The organism is Leeuwenhoekiella sp. NPDC079379, assembly GCF_044542075.1.
Lineage (GTDB): Bacteria > Bacteroidota > Bacteroidia > Flavobacteriales > Flavobacteriaceae > Leeuwenhoekiella.
Genome location: NZ_JBITTU010000010.1, coordinates 91054 through 107163 on the forward strand (window position 1 = coordinate 91054; position 16110 = coordinate 107163).

General features: G+C 35.9%; 11 protein-coding genes. 9 read left to right on the forward strand and 2 right to left on the reverse strand.

Annotated features, from left to right (window positions below; translation table 11 throughout):
* Positions 1 to 37: 37 nt before the first annotated feature.
* The 9 genes from ACIGAM_RS16170 to ACIGAM_RS16210 all read left to right on the forward strand — a co-directional run bounded on the left by ACIGAM_RS16170 (position 38) and on the right by ACIGAM_RS16210 (position 11812).
* Entirely contained in the window at positions 38 to 1231 is a 1194-nt protein-coding gene (locus tag ACIGAM_RS16170; protein ID WP_396512509.1) for an acetyl-CoA C-acyltransferase, read from the forward strand.
* A 48-nt stretch (positions 1232 to 1279) separates the two neighbouring features.
* Entirely contained in the window at positions 1280 to 1633 is a 354-nt protein-coding gene (locus tag ACIGAM_RS16175; protein ID WP_396512554.1) for a four helix bundle protein, read from the forward strand.
* 51 nt (positions 1634 to 1684) lie between these two features.
* Positions 1685 to 3493, forward strand: a complete 1809-nt coding sequence (locus tag ACIGAM_RS16180) for an acyl-CoA dehydrogenase family protein (protein ID WP_396512510.1) — start codon at positions 1685 to 1687, stop codon at positions 3491 to 3493.
* A gap of 699 nt (positions 3494 to 4192) precedes the next feature.
* Complete coding sequence (locus ACIGAM_RS16185) at positions 4193 to 6556, forward strand: hypothetical protein (RefSeq protein WP_396512511.1); 2364 nt, start codon at positions 4193 to 4195, stop codon at positions 6554 to 6556.
* Between the two features lie 264 nt (positions 6557 to 6820).
* Positions 6821 to 7699 carry a hypothetical protein gene (locus ACIGAM_RS16190; protein ID WP_396512512.1) on the forward strand — a complete coding sequence of 293 codons (879 nt, stop codon included), beginning with the start codon at positions 6821 to 6823 and terminating at the stop codon, positions 7697 to 7699.
* Positions 7700 to 7713: 14 nt separating this feature from the next.
* Positions 7714 to 8895 carry an MFS transporter gene (locus ACIGAM_RS16195; RefSeq protein ID WP_396512513.1) on the forward strand — a complete coding sequence of 394 codons (1182 nt, stop codon included), beginning with the start codon at positions 7714 to 7716 and terminating at the stop codon, positions 8893 to 8895.
* A 51-nt stretch (positions 8896 to 8946) separates the two neighbouring features.
* Positions 8947 to 9702: a sugar-binding protein gene (locus ACIGAM_RS16200; protein WP_396512514.1), complete on the forward strand. Its 756-nt coding sequence runs from the start codon at positions 8947 to 8949 to the stop codon at positions 9700 to 9702.
* Between the two features lie 199 nt (positions 9703 to 9901).
* Complete coding sequence (locus ACIGAM_RS16205; RefSeq protein ID WP_396512515.1) at positions 9902 to 10873, forward strand: L-dopachrome tautomerase-related protein; 972 nt, start codon at positions 9902 to 9904, stop codon at positions 10871 to 10873.
* 33 nt (positions 10874 to 10906) lie between these two features.
* Positions 10907 to 11812 carry an aldo/keto reductase family oxidoreductase gene (locus ACIGAM_RS16210; RefSeq protein WP_396512516.1) on the forward strand — a complete coding sequence of 302 codons (906 nt, stop codon included), beginning with the start codon at positions 10907 to 10909 and terminating at the stop codon, positions 11810 to 11812.
* A gap of 60 nt (positions 11813 to 11872) precedes the next feature.
* On the opposite strand, the gene ACIGAM_RS16215 is transcribed toward ACIGAM_RS16210, so the two are convergent.
* Both ACIGAM_RS16215 and ACIGAM_RS16220 read right to left on the reverse strand, forming a co-directional pair.
* Entirely contained in the window at positions 11873 to 14611 is a 2739-nt protein-coding gene (locus ACIGAM_RS16215) for an MG2 domain-containing protein (protein ID WP_396512517.1), read from the reverse strand.
* Between the two features lie 67 nt (positions 14612 to 14678).
* Positions 14679 to 16097: a retropepsin-like aspartic protease gene (locus tag ACIGAM_RS16220; protein ID WP_396512518.1), complete on the reverse strand. Its 1419-nt coding sequence runs from the start codon at positions 16095 to 16097 to the stop codon at positions 14679 to 14681.
* Positions 16098 to 16110: the final 13 nt, after the last annotated feature.

The window sequence follows — 16110 nt, forward strand, 5'->3', positions numbered from 1 at the left end:
AATAGGTGTTCCCCCTTCGGGGGATAGGGGGCTTAAAATGAGCAAAACAGCATATATAGTAAAAGCATACAGAACAGCTGTGGGGAAAGCTCCCCGCGGATTGTTCCGTTTTAAAAGACCAGACGAACTTGCAGCAGAAACCATCGAGTATATGATGAATGAGCTACCTAATTTCGACAAGACACGTATTGACGATGTTATGGTAGGTAATGCAATGCCCGAGGCCGAACAAGGTCTTAACGTAGCACGTTTAATCTCTTTAATGGGTTTAAAGGTTGAAGACGTTCCTGGTGTGACCGTTAACCGTTATTGCGCATCTGGGGTTGAAACGATCGCTATGGCATCTGCAAAAATACAGGCGGGTATGGCAAGTTGTATTATCGCCGGTGGCGCAGAAAGTATGAGCTACATACCTATGGGAGGTTACAAACCGGTACCAGATTATAAAGTAGCAAAAGAAGGTAATGAAGATTATTACTGGGGAATGGGATTAACTGCAGAAGCTGTTGCAAACCAGTTTAATGTTTCTCGTGAAGATCAGGATGAGTTTGCTTTTAATTCTCACCAGAAAGCTTTAAAAGCACAGGCTGAGGGACGATTTGACGATCAGATTGTACCTATTGATGTAGAGCATACCTTCGTAAATGCTTCAGGCAAAAAAGAAACTAAAACCTATACAGTAAAAAAAGATGAAGGTCCGCGTGCAGATACTAAACTAGAGATTCTTGCAAAATTACGTCCTGTTTTCGCCGAAGGCGGAAGCGTAACCGCAGGTAACTCTTCTCAAATGAGCGATGGTGCAGCTTTTGTACTGGTTATGAGCGAAGATATGGTTAAAGAGTTAAATCTAGAACCTATTGCTCGTATGGTAAACTTTGCTGCCGTAGGTGTTGAGCCTCGTATTATGGGAATAGGTCCTGTTAAGGCAATTCCAAAAGCTTTAAAACAAGCAGGTCTAACTCAAAATGATATCAGCCTTATGGAACTTAATGAAGCTTTCGCTTCGCAATCCCTTGCAGTTATTAGAGAACTGGGTTTAAATCCAGATATCGTTAATGTAAATGGTGGAGCTATTGCTTTAGGTCATCCACTCGGTTGTACTGGCGCTAAGCTTTCGGTCCAATTATTTGATGAGATGCGCAAGCAAGATATGAAAGGTAAATATGGCGTTGTAACCATGTGCGTAGGTACTGGCCAGGGAGCAGCTGGGGTTTATGAGTTTTTGAGCTAGACTATAGATATTTAGAAGAAAGAGAAAAGACTAAAGAGTTTTATAATGATGAGAAAAAGACATAATTATAAAAATTTGAAAATTTGGTCTTTAGGGTTAGAAATAGCTTGTAATATTTCAGATTTAGTTGAAAAGTTTCCAAAGCATGAAAGATTTGACCTAACCTCACAAATAAGCCGATGTGCAACTTCAATCCCAAGTAATATTTCTGAAGGATCATCCAGAACGGATAAAGCTTTTAGCACGTTTATAGATTATGCGCTTGGATCATCTTTTGAATTGGGAACCCAGATACTTATAGCTCGACATAAAAATTACATCAACGATAAAACATTAAACGAATTAGAAACTAAAATACAGGAATGGCAAAAAATGACAATGGGTTTTCAAAATGGTTTATAGCCATTAATCTATTCTCTTTTTTCTCTCTTCTTTATTCTTAAAAATAATATAATGGCAGAAACAGCAGATAAAAAAGAAATTTTACGCGGTGGTCAGTTCTTAGTTAAAGAAACCGCGTGTGAAGATGTATTTACTCCCGAAGATTTTTCTGAGGAGCAAAAAATGATGAAAGAAACGGTTATCGAGTTTGTAGACCGCGAGATTGTACCACACAAAGAACGTTTTGAGCACAAAGATTATGCCCTTACAGAAGAGGTAATGCGTAAAGCTGGTGAACTTGGTCTTTTAGGTATAGCCGTTCCCGAAGAATATGATGGTCTTGGGATGGGCTTTGTTTCTACAATGCTTGTTTGCGATTACATTTCTGGGGCAACTGGTTCTATCGCTACCGCTTTTGGTGCACATACCGGTATCGGTACAATGCCTATCACACTTTACGGTACCGAAGAACAAAAGAAACAATACGTTCCTAAATTAGCTACCGGCGAGTGGTTTGGAGCCTACTGTTTGACCGAGCCGGGTGCAGGCTCTGATGCCAACAGCGGTAAAACAAAAGCAGAACTTTCTGCAGATGGAAAATCATACAAGATTAACGGTCAGAAAATGTGGATTTCAAACGCAGGTTTCTGTAATGTATTTATTGTCTTTGCTCGTATTGAAGATGATAAAAATATCACTGGGTTTATTGTAGAAAATGATCCATCTAACGGTATTTCTCTAGGTGAGGAAGAAAAGAAATTGGGTATTCACTCCTCTTCTACCCGTCAGGTATTCTTTAATGATACGGTGGTATCTGTAGAAAATATGCTCGCAGGACGTGGTGAAGGCTTTAAAATAGCAATGAATGCGCTTAACGTAGGACGTATTAAGCTTGCTGCAGCTTGTCTAGATGCACAACGTCGAGTTATAGATATGGGCGTAAAATATGCAAATGAGCGTGTTCAGTTTAATACACCTATTGCAAAATTTGGTGCTATTAAATCTAAACTAGCTGAGATGGCTACTAATGCCTATGCTTGTGAAAGTGCCTCCTATCGTGCTGCAAAAAATATTGAAGATCGCATTGCTATGCGTACAGAAGCAGGCGCAAGCCATTCTGAAGCAGAACTTAAAGGTGTTGAAGAATACGCTATAGAATGTTCTATTCTTAAAGTAGCTGCCTCAGAAGATATGCAAAGTTGTGCAGATGAAGGTATACAGATTTATGGGGGTATGGGCTTTAGTGCAGACGCTCCTATGGAAGCTGCCTGGAGAGATGCTCGTATTTCTCGTATCTATGAAGGTACTAATGAGATTAACCGAATGCTAGCTGTAGGAATGCTTGTCAAAAAAGCTATGAAAGGTCACGTAGATCTTTTAAACCCTGCGATGGCTGTTGGTGAAGAGCTTACAGGAATTCCGTCTTTTGACACCCCAGATTATTCAGAAGTGCTTTCAGAAGAAAAAGCTATGGTTGCAAAACTTAAGAAAGTTTTCTTAATTGTTGCCGGTAGTGCTATTCAAAAATATGGACCAGATTTAGAATCACATCAACAGTTATTAATGGCTGCTTCAGATATTTTAATAGAGGTTTATATGGCAGAAAGTACCATTTTACGTACCGAAAAGAATGTAAAACGTTTTGGCGAAGACACTCAAAAAGAACAAATCGCTATGGCTCAATTATACCTGTATCACGCGGTTGACACCATTAATTTAAAAGCAAAAGAAGGTATTGTTTCTTTTGCAGAAGGTGATGAGCAACGTATGATGCTTATGGGTCTTAAGCGCTTTACAAAATATCAAAATCAGCCTAACGTCGTTGCATTGCGTAACCTGATTGCTGAAAAAGTAACTTCAGAAAATACATATCCGTTTTAAGCCTTTTTCCCTAATTATTTATTATTTATATGTGATGAACCCCGGAGTTGAGCTTCGGGGTTTTTATTTATAAAAACTCAACTTGAATAGTAAATAAGTTTTAAAACATTTTTAAATACTATAATTCACAATTTAATTAGAATAGCATTACAATTGTGTGTTAGACTCACGCTGATAAAGTTTCAAAATTCAAAGAAGACTATTAAAAGTTTATCTTCATGATTATTAAAATCTTAATTTTAAGTGCATTTTTACATTAAATATCTATTTAAATTTACTTAAATTATTTTTTTAATAAAATATTAACAAATGCTTAATGTAATAGATTAACATTATTTTGGCTAAATAATACATCTTAAGAACATTATTCTTATTATATAATCAAAGATATTTCCTACAAAATTACTTTGCATTATATTTAAATACTTGAGCTAGTTGTGCATAGTTATTTTTAATAGCATATTTGTCTTGTAAGAAAAAAAACTCTCCAAATTTTCTTACAACTAACAATAATAGATCTTCCCCAAAAAGATCTCATTTTAGGGCTTTTCCTACTTAAGCCTATTCTCCACAATATGATGATTTAGAATTGGTTCTTTAAAAAGAATACTAATTCTATGTTTATTACTATACGATTTCTTGTAAGGCTTTAGCGCGCTATTGCGTTATATATATTTATTAACCATAAACTAAATTTTAATGAAAAAATTTGTACTCAGTATAGCTACACTTCTTTGTGGGGCTGTTATGTTTGCTCAACAAAATTCGAGCACTGTAAATCAAAAAGGAAATGAAAATGGATCAACTGTTAATCAGACTGGTGGCGAAAACACTAGTGAGGTATCTTCAGAGGGAAATTTAAATACTTCCACCGTAAATCAGGATGGTACTATTAATAATACTGCCATCAATCAAGTTGGAGATAAAAACTCCAGTACAGTAAAGGCTCAGGGGCGAAATAACAATTCAAAGATTGGGCAAGTTGATAAGCTAAATACCAGTACAATATCACAGTCTGGTAGTAATAATACCACACGTGTAAGTCAGGGACAAATTAGTAGTAATGGTAATATAAGTCGCACCGGTCGTGATAATACAAGTGATGTCATACAGAAAGGAACTAGCAATGTTTCTGTTACAACACAATGGGATTCTAATACTGCATTAGGCGAACGTAATACTGCAACTACACTTCAGGACGGTGATAAAAACACAAGTACAGTAAATCAGCGAGGTGATGATAATGGTTCTTTAATAAAACAATTAGGAAACTCAAATATAACTACTGTAAACTCATCAGGTACTGCAAATACTTCTGGTGTAGTACAACGGGGTGGTGATCTGGGTGAAAATGAAAACAGTGTAGCTACTATAGATCAAGAAGGTATGCAGAATGATTCAAACCTTCGCCAATTAGGTGATGATCAAATTGCTACGGTAAATCAAAACGGTACAGGTAATTCTTCATCTGGTAATCAAGAAGGTTCTTCTAATCTTTTAGATATAAACCAAAATGGCATAGGTAATACATCAACTGCCCGTCAAAGTGGTGATGCAGGATCAATTGAACCCAACAATACATTAGACCTGGATCAGTTTGGTAATAGTAACTCTTCTACCGTTACGCAATCTGGTGAGACTAATACAGTAAGTATTCAGCAAGGTGATGATATAGCTTCAAGTACGCTTTCTGATGGAAACAGTGCAACAGTATCACAAACCGGTAGTGATAATGAAGCAACTATTTATACCATTGGAGATAACAACAGCGCAATGCAAATACAATCTGGTGATGAAAATACAGCTAGTGCTTCGCAGGGAAGTTTTAACTCTATATTTAATGGGTTGATCGTTCAAATTTCACCTAGTATGAATAATACCATTAATCAAAATCAATCTGGTAACCTTAATGTGGCAGAAGCTGTACAAAAAGGAAGTATTTCTTCTGGAAGTGGTAATAATACTGCTAATCAGCGTCAAGCCGGAAATGAAAATATGGCTTCTTCAGATCAACAAAGTGGTTCTAGAAGAAATACTATCACTCAAAATCAAACTGGCAATCTAAATACCGCTGATGCTACGCAGGGTTCTGGTGGAGGATTAGGTGTTTTTCAAAATACAATCTTTCAAAAGCAAAATGGTAATGAAAATACTACAGTAGCTCTTCAGAAAATTCAAACCAGTAATTCATCTGCTACTCAAATTCAATCTGGTGATGATAACCTTGCTGCTACAGATCAACAAGGTAATAATCTTTCTGCTTCGCAAACACAGCGTGGTAACGAGAATGATGCAGATATTGTACAGAATGCACAGTTTCGAAGTGAAAGTTTTGATAACACCGCAACTCAGAGACAAACAGGTGACTTAAATATGGCTATTATTGATCAAGATCGTAATATGCATACAGCAAGTCAAACTCAAAACGGCCTAGAGAATATGGCTTCTGTATTACAAATGGGTACTGCTCAAAGCGCAACCCAAACTCAGCTGGGTAATGAAAATGATGCGCAAATAACTCAAGGTCGCCAGATTAATCCTCAGGGAACTTCAAACACAGCTTCTCAAGTGCAGAGAGGAAATGAAAATACAGCTGTTGCAATTCAACAATCGCAATTTGGTAATGGCACAAATAATTCGCTTGTTAATCAAAGACAAATAGGAGATTTGAATGAAGCTACTTCTGATCAGCAAGGAAACAATCACAGTTCTGAGATTGTTCAAAATGGAAATGAAAATACTGCTACAGATATACAAAATGGTGCTGGCCAAAATTCAGAAGTTTTACAACGCGGAAATAGCAATACTTCTTTAGTTTTTCAAGGGTCTGGTTTTGGTCACAGTTCAACTGTGAGACAAATTGGTTCTGCTAACGAAAGTGATGTAAATCAAAAAGGTGCTCAAAATATGTCTACTGTATTTCAAAATGGTACTATGAATACAAGTGAATTAGATCAAGTAGGAAAACAAAATATGAGCGCCGTAAATCAAAGAGGACTTATGAACATAAGCACCGTTAATCAAGACGGTATGATGAATAATTCTACTGTAAATCAGAATTAAAATCTTATCTATATCGCCTGATTTTTTTTTTGTAATAGGCATCAAATAGAAGAGAGACTGTCTTTTTAGACAGTCTCTCTTTTTCATTTAAATACCTAAAATAAAGAGATGCATATGCTTTAACTATGAATTAGATTTATAATTAACATTTCTTTGAAAATCAGAATTAAAATGAATCTAATTATAAACTCATTTTGGCTTAAAACTTGATTACTAGGATTGAGATGTCTTAAACATCGTATCTTTATTATTTCAATTTAGAATATGCACAAAATACAAATTACACTAGCCTCTTTTTTTATTGGTTTTACGCTACTCGCTCAGGATAATACCGAAATTTTTCTTTTTGATATAAAAACCACTCCCACCGCTTTTGAGGTTACTAGTGGTAAGAATATTTCTCAAAACACAGGTTATGATAGTCAGCCTTCATTTTACGATAACAATACGTTTTTATATAGTCGAACAAAAGATAGTTTAACGGCTATTGGCCAGTATACACTAGATAATAAATCAACTAAAATACTTACTCAGGAAGCCAATAGCGGCTTTTTTTCACCACAACGTATTCCGGAAACCAATTTAATCGTGGCGGTGCGTCAAGATTCAGAAGGCAGACAACGACTTGCTGTATATGATTTTAAAACCAATGCTTTTCAAAAGCTACTCGACAGCAGTCAGGTAGGTTATTTTTCATTTTATGACAAAGACACCTTTATAGCCTCCGTTCTAGTTCCTAATAAAATGGATTTATTCTTTAAAAATTCAAATAAAGACAGTCTTCAAAAAATTATAGGAAATGCCGGGAGATCACTTCACAAAGTTCCTAACAACCAGTCTTTAAGTTATACCGTAGAAAATGATGATCAGAATATGGACTTGTACATACTTGATCTTTCAGGCGAAGAACCTACGAGTTATTTTGTTTGTGAGTTGCCTATAGGCAGACAGGATTATGCATGGCTAGATGAAAACCGCATCATTTTAGGCAGCGGTGACAGTCTTTTTATTTATGACCTTTTTGGTGAACCTGCCTGGAAATTTGCTGCCAGTTTAAACAGCTATAAGCTTACGGGTATAACACGCCTTGCAATAAGTCCAGATGGTAAGCACCTCGCTGTAGCCGCAGAACCTGTCAATTAATTTAAATTATATTTGTGCCACATAATTCCCAAATAATTCTATTTATTGTTCTCGCTCAATTTCTGGGAACCTCATTGTGGTTTGTGGGGAATATTGTTGTACCTCAATTGCCGTTTTCTCAATTGAATGAGACAAACAGCATTGGTGATATTCTAGCCGCTGTACAATTTGGTTTTATAGCCGGCACTTTAGTTTTTGCAATACTCGCCTTTGCAGACCGCTACTCCCCTTCTAAAGTTTTTATGCTATGTTCATTTCTGGGAGCGCTTTCAAATCTTGCATTGATCATTCCTGAGGTTTCTTTGAATATGATTTTAATATCCCGTTTTACAACGGGTTTTTTCTTAGCCGGTATTTATCCTGTAGGAATGAAAATTGCTTCAGATTATTTTGAAAAAGGCCTGAGTATGGCATTGGGATATCTAGTGGGAGCACTTGTCTTAGGAACCGCATTACCCCATTTTTTAAATAGTTTAGGAGTTTCTATAAATTACAAAAGTATTACTATGCTTACTAGTGGACTAGCATTGTTAGGAGGTTTACTAATAGGCATTGGCGTTCCTGATGGCCCTTTTAGAAAAGTACAACAGCGCCTGGATTTAAATGCAATTCCGCAACTTTTTAAGGGAGCGGCTTTTCGGTCGGCTGCTTTTGGTTACTGGGGACATATGTGGGAATTATACGCCTTTTGGGGCTTTATACCACTTTTTATAACCTATTACGCGAACACCCAAAATGTGCTGATAAATGTTCCGCTAATTGCTTTTTCAACTTTGGCTATTGGTGCTATAGCGTGTGCATTAGGAGGACATATAAGTGCAAAAAGAGGGAGTGAGCGCGTCGCCCGGTTTTCCCTCATCGCATCAGGATTATGCTGTTTGCTCTCGCCCTTTAGTATATATCTTCCGTTTTGGCTTTTTATATCGTTTCTATTATTTTGGGGAGCGATGGTGGTTGCAGACAGTCCGCAGTTTTCGACACTAGTAGCTAGCAATGCAATTGCGGCGTATCGCGGTACAGCTCTCACGCTAGTAAATTGTGTAGGTTTTGCGATAACCATTATCAGTATTCAATTGGTAGGTTATTTTGCAGTTCAATTAGATATGCAGTATCTCTTTTTGGTTTTAGCTGTAGGTCCTATATTTGGCATTTTTAGTTTATTGAGAAAAAGGAGTCACAAGAATAAATCCAAATAAAAGTCGCTGTTTCTGTAGAAGATTCTGAGATTGTAGATATTACGTTAGTTTATGAAGTATTTTTTAGTTTTCATTATACTCACAGTGACATTCAGTTCTTGCGAAAAAGATAAAACCCCTCCTCCACTTTTTGAAAAGTCTCAAGAAAATTTACAGTCGGTATCCCGATCAGAAATCTCACCCTACATTGACGGAAAACCAACTGATCCTGCCTGGAAAAAGATTGCCTGGACTCCACTTGATAATATCTGGCAGGGTGATAACATAACATATGCTGCGCAATACAAAATTACGTGGACGCCAGATGCTCTTTTTATTTTGCTCGCTATTGAAAATGAACAACTCAAACGTACATTTAATAATCCGCTGACTACGTTTAAAGATCAGAACCGTGTCATAGTCTATCTTGACGAAAATAATAGCGGCGGCGATCACGCTGCTAATCATAGTGCATTTGCGTATCAGATACTTTCTGATGGTTTTATAGTTGATTATAATGCAGAAAATAAACCCACTATTTACAACAATCACATAGACAGTGAACTTTCAAAAACTGACTCTAAACTGTATTGGGAAATTAAGGTTACTGTTTTTAAAGAGAGTTATTGTGACAATCAGCCTAATGAGGCCGTTAAACTTTCCGTAGATAAAAAATTAGGTTTTGCCCTCGCTTATGTTAGTGTTGATTCCCTGGAAAAGACAAAAACAACAAATACGATCATAGGTTCTGTACCTATTCCTGAAGATTATGAAAATAGAATAGCCACCGATTCAGGACTTTTTGGTACAATTTTATTAAGCAATTAATTTTCTTTCAACCTATATTAAAGCAACCCATCAAATTTGTATGTACCACTTAAAATAAGAAAGTCTTAACGTAAGTCAACCTCCTGTAGCGCTTAGCAACTGTATCTTTGCAGTCAATTTTTAATTTAAAATCATGCATTCAAATACATTCAAAATAAGCTTGTTATTTAGCCTGCTTTTCCTGATATATTCACCTGTTTTGAGTCAGAAAAAAGTCGCTTCATTTAAAGGTGCACAAGTAACCGGAATTACCATTTCTGAAACCGGAAGATTATTTGCTAATTTTCCCAGATGGAGAAAAGACATCCCTTACTCTGTAGTTGAAGTGATGGAAGATGGCAGCGTAAAACCCTATCCTAATAGCGACTGGAATACCTGGTCTTTAAATCAAAAACCGCAGGATAATCAATTTATAAGTGTGCAGGCCATGTGGGCCGATGCAGATAAACTGTATGTTATAGAAACAGCAAACCCACAATTTAAGGGGATCATAGCCACTCCTAAAGTTCAGGTTTTTGATTTAAAAACAAATTCTCATTTAAAAACCTACACGCTTACTGAAGGCAGTTTTACAAATAACACCTACATAAATGATATGCGCATAGATCATAAACGCGATCTAATTTTTCTTACAGATTCCGGCGCAGGGGGCATCATAACTATAGATTTAAAAACCGGTATTTCTAAAGGATATTTAACCCACTCTAAAACGACAAAAGCCGAAGTAGAAACTTTGACGTTTGATAACGGAATCTGGAAGGGTACGGTAAACTCTGATGGTATAGCGCTGAATGAAGAACAAGACATTTTATATTTTCACGCACTTTCAGGATACACTTTATACGAAATAAATATTGACGATCTTCTCAACAATGACACCTCAAACATTAAGAGTTATACAACAGGAGCTCCAGATGGTATGCTTCTAGATGCGCACAACAGACTTTTTCTCGCAAATCTGGAGGAAAATAAAATTGAATATTTATCACCAGACCGCAATAAAACAAAAACCTTAGCACAAGGAAAAAAAGTAAATTGGGCAGATACCTTCAGTATTTATGACGGCTATTTTTACTATACAAATTCTAGAATTAACGAAGCTACAGGTGATATTAGTGATATGGAATTTGAGATTTATAAAATCAAATTACCTAAGTTTAAAAACGACTAATTTTTTCGCTTTTGCAAAAACCGATACAATACTATGGAAAATAAAATAGCACTCAACAATAACCTAAGCCTATCAAGAATCATACACGGTTATTGGCGCTTAAGAGATTGGAATCTTAGTGACCAGGAACTTTTAACACTCATTGAGCAGGTTTTAGAATTGGGTATAACCTCATTTGATCACGCAGATATTTATGGAAATTATACCTGCGAAGAATTCTTTGGGCGAGCACTCGCATTAAAACCTGAGTTGAGATCTAAAATGCAGCTTATTAGCAAGTGCGGTATTCGTTTGAATACAGATTTTAATCCGCAATTAGATGTAAAAATTTACGATTATAGTGCGGCTTATATCATTCAGCAAGCTGAAGCATCCCTAAAAAATTTAGGTACAGACCGTCTCGACTTATTATTATTACACAGACCGGCTCCGTTTTTTAATCCGGAAGAAGTTGCCAAAGCATTTGATGAATTAAAGCAAAGCGGGAAGGTGCTTAATTTTGGGGTTTCGAACTTCTCTCCTATGCAATTTGATAGTTTACAGGCGTATTTAGATATGCCACTGGCGACCAATCAGGTTGAAATTTCGGTAGGATGTCTAGAGCATTTTGATAATGAAAATATCGAGTTTTTTCAAAAGCATAAAATCAAGCCCATGGCGTGGTCTCCACTAGCCGGTGGTGGTTTATTCAAACCTGAAACCGAACAGGAACATCGCTTACATTCCGTTTTAAAAGCAATTGCATCAGAATTAAATATTGAGACGATAGATCAGGTGATGTACGCCTGGTTATTGAAGCATCCTGTGGGCATAATGCCTATTGTTGGCTCTCAACACATCAACCGTATTAAAAGTGCCGTAGATGCCCTTAAAATAGAATTAAGCCTCGAGCAGTGGTATAAAATTTATATCGCTTCTAAAGGAGAAGACTTACCTTAAATTTTAAATGTCGGTTGTTATTGAAGTTAAATAACAACCGACATTTTTTTATCCTAAAAACTACTTTTCTAAAACGGTATATTCATAACGGGAATATCCTATTTTTCCTGAAGGTGACAGCGCTTCTATGAGTATGGTTTTTGTTCCCGGAAGATCATTAGTATAAAATGAAAAATGCGTGGTACCTGCGTCATCTACTATAACATCGGGATTCCAATAAAGCGTAGTTTCCAGTTGAATTGTAGTGGTAGAATTCTCCCTATCTTGATATTTCGGAACATAGAATTCTTTTGAAGTAGGATAGACCGGTATGGTTGTTTTTAATATTCCTTTAGATTTATACGCTGTAAAAATTCCGTTACCGCTATAAGTATAAATCGCTAAAATACTTCCCCAGGCAGGCACTGTATTAAAGTCAGAAAATGGATTTGCTTCTCTAAACAAATCCTGATAATTTGATGAAGTTTCTTTTATTATTTCAACACTCTTAATATCTGCGGTGGACAAATTTTGAAGCAATTGATATTCATAATTGCGCACAGTAATCCCATCCACAAGAATTAAAGTTTCGTCTCCCGCCTGTATTCGCGGCTTCAAATAGGTGCCGGTACTGTCTGTAACTGGTAAAAATGTAATCTCATTGCCAAAAGCGGCCCGAAGTACACTAAACAACCCAAACGACCAGCTTTCTTGCTTATCACGTATTTTATCTCCCTCAAAAATAACATCTGGTTTACCGTACAAATCCTGAACCTTTTTACGTTGTGGAGTCATCTCATAAGTATCTAAAACAACCTCATCTAACTGGTTTACGCTAGAATCAAAATCAAAAAATGAATCTGTTGGATTTTTAGCTGTTTTCTCTGAAAATTCCGAATTCGAGGCTAAAGTAGTATTCAACTTATCCTGTATTTTAAAATCGACCTTAGGCTTTTCAAATTTGTTTAGATTTAGGGTATAATCTCGTTGTCTACCGGCATCATTTTTAGTCTGAAGCACGGCGCGTAAACGATTCCCTGTAAATGGTGGAAGCGGAAAATAAAATCTTCCCAAACTATCTGTTTGTTGTTCATAAAAGCTTTGCTGCTCCCCAAAAACCATAAGACTTACCTCGACATTTTCTTTCATTTTATTTTCGGCAAGCAATGCGGCAACATCCCCTTTTACATACAAACCCAGTTCCGGCTCAAAATTAAAATCATCATTTAATTCTGAAATAAATTTATAGTTTCGGTAGCCTTGTGTTAGCATAAGAGCATCCAGATCTCGTTGTCTGTGTGTATTTGTTTTGTCAAAATAAGAAGTCGCATTCTCTATAGTTCCTTTCAACTCAGAACTCAGCAGCATATAGGTTTGAATAGATTTACCCATTTGTACTGCTGAAAAAACAGAGTCTACAACAACTGCAGAAACCGTAGGAAGTACCGTTTCTTTAGGAAAATTAGCAATATTTAATTGTGCGCTTACTTCTTCTCCAGAGCGATAACTCAACTTATCTGTGCTGATGTTAAGGTCTAAAAATTGCGTTTCTAAATCATTGTAATAAAGACGTTCTGCAAGTGGTTTATCATTTTTATCAAATAATGTAAAAACCACAATACCAGCCAGCAGACTGCTTTTATCAACCGGTAGGGTAAGTTTTCCCGCATTCAGTTTTTGATAAATTTTACCGTTAGAAATCCCGCGGCTTGATACCTGTATTGAAATAGAATCATTTATAAATTCGGTAGAAGTAATTGAGAGCAGTAATTTATCGCGAAGGAGCTTTACATTTAATAAAGTTCCCTGGTCAGAAACTTCGGGTAAATCAAAGAATGTCGTGGCTTTAGATTCATATAAAGCATCAGTCTTTGTAAGTCTGGCCTGATATTTTGTAGCTTTCTTCGGAACCAAAAAAAGTTGCCCCATTCCCAGACTATTACTTCTAAATTTACCTATAACAACTCCACTCTCATCAACAACTTCACCTTCGACCAAAACACCTTTACCGGTATGATCTAGTGCCTTAAAACCAACCAAATTGGTAATACCTGCAACAAAATTTCCGCCTTCAGGAAAAAATTGTAAATCAATATTTGGCTTTGCTAAATTATAAAATTCAGTATGCCGCGCGCCATTAGCCGTTTCTACAGCTAACTCGCTCCATCGAGCATCCTGAGGAATATCCTTTTTAAATATAAAATCTCCAGCATCATTTTTTGCTACAGGGTATGTTTTAGTATTCCCGGCTACCTCAAAATGTACGTCAATAGTAGCTCCTGCCGTAGAATCTATAAACTCAGGTTTAATTAAAACTTCAAGCTGATTTCCGGCAACGGCTGTACCTGTATTTAGAATCTTAAAAACCTCTGTAGTTTGTGAGGCTTTATTTTCTAAAATTTGAATATGAGTTTTAAAAGTAAATGCATCTCCAAAATTACGATTCCACTCTGTATACCCTCTTAATTGATAAGTACCTGCTAAATAGTAATACGCTAATTCAAAAGAATTTGAACCCACTCCCTGCTCTAACGGAATCTGCTTACTATCTATTATTTTATTATTGGCATCTATAAGTTCTACGTGCAACGTCTTACTTAATGGAGATGGCTGATGATCTTTTGCCTGAGTTACAATCGCCTTAAACCATAAGGTTTCTCCTTTTTGATAGACGCTTTTATCGAGTTGCAAATACACCTTTTCTGCAAATGCTTCCTGCGCGATTTGTTCCTGCGCACGACTAAAAATTGTAAAGAATAGAAAAGCACAAAGCACCAGTCTTAAAAAGGATTTTACAGAAAGTGATCGGTTTAAATTCATATTAATATAGGATTACAGATTTAACAATTTGTATAATTATTCTGTAGGGGCTATAATAACTAACACATTACTCTTTTTTAAAATAAATGTGTGGCTTCTTATACATATGACCTTTTGTATATAAAATTGGTAAATAATCTAAATTAAACTGCGTATAAGTTTGGAACGTATCAGGAAATTTATCAAAATTCACCTTAGGCTTTACAGCCAAATTAACAAACTCTTTTTTCCTCTTGACGTGTAGAACAGCAACTGTATCTAAATTCCGTAATTTAGTAGTTAACTGCATAAATTTTGAATTCTTTATTTCCTCAAAAGATTGTACTGTTGAATCAATATCCGTTTTATTGATATAATTCATCAATTCTTTTTGTTCTTGAAAAAAATCGTCCCTTAAACTTTTAGGAAAAACTACTTCATCGACTCCGATAACAGTATCACCCAATTTTAAGCCCTCGTTTTGTGCTTGATTTGAAAGGCCTTTCACAACTACCAAACTGTTCTGCAATCCAACCCAGACACCTGAACCATTTATAGCTTCGTTAGCTTCAATATGATACGCTACCGTTTTGTGACCTTCTCCCAAAAAATATAATTTATGATTGGGATAATCAAATATCACTTTCTCAAATCGAGATAAAAAACCTAATCCTACACCAGCGTGTTCTCTATAATTGACGTATTTAACTAGTTCATCTCCATAAATCCTATCGCCTAACTTAAGTGGTAAAATTGTTTCATAAGATGAGTCTTCTACCACAGGCTTCGATTCATTGTATATGTTCAGGGGATCTCTATAATATTTCCATTTAATCATATCAACTTTACGATCCTCACCCATATTACGGTTGTTCATCCTTATTGCAGCGGTTGGGTCACCTGTATCGATTATTAGTGGCACGGTGTCGCTTCCTATTTGAGCATTCACATAAACAATATTATTTCTCAGCGTAAAAGGTAAACCTTTTCCTAATTGTAGTTTTAGATTTTTTATGTTATTAGTGACGTATATTCTATCATTTTTAAAATCAATCACCCAACAGAGTTCCCGTAGTATATTGTTTCCTAAAATTCCGTCAATACTTAAACCAGTTTGCTGAAAATTTTTAAAATTTAGAAAAGAAACCTTTCCTAGTTCTATTTTCTCTGGCCAGATTAATCTTTCAGTCCGCTTCTCTCCATAATAATCCATAAATATAGAGGTATGATTACTAGTTGATTCCATTGCAATTTCATCATCAAAAAGTGTAGTAGACGCGCCTGTATCAAATAAAAAATCATAAACTGTACTATCTATCTTTATGGGAACAGCGATGTGAGCTTGATTAGAATAATTAAAGTGGATCGTATCAACAACTCCTGCTTCAAAAATTATTTCTTGTTTGATATCCTCACTACAGGAAATAAATAATACAGAAGTAAAAAGAAGCATAAAACCTAAAAACAGCTTCTGATATAATAATATTAAGTTGTTTTTAGGTTTCATAATTTCAGTATTG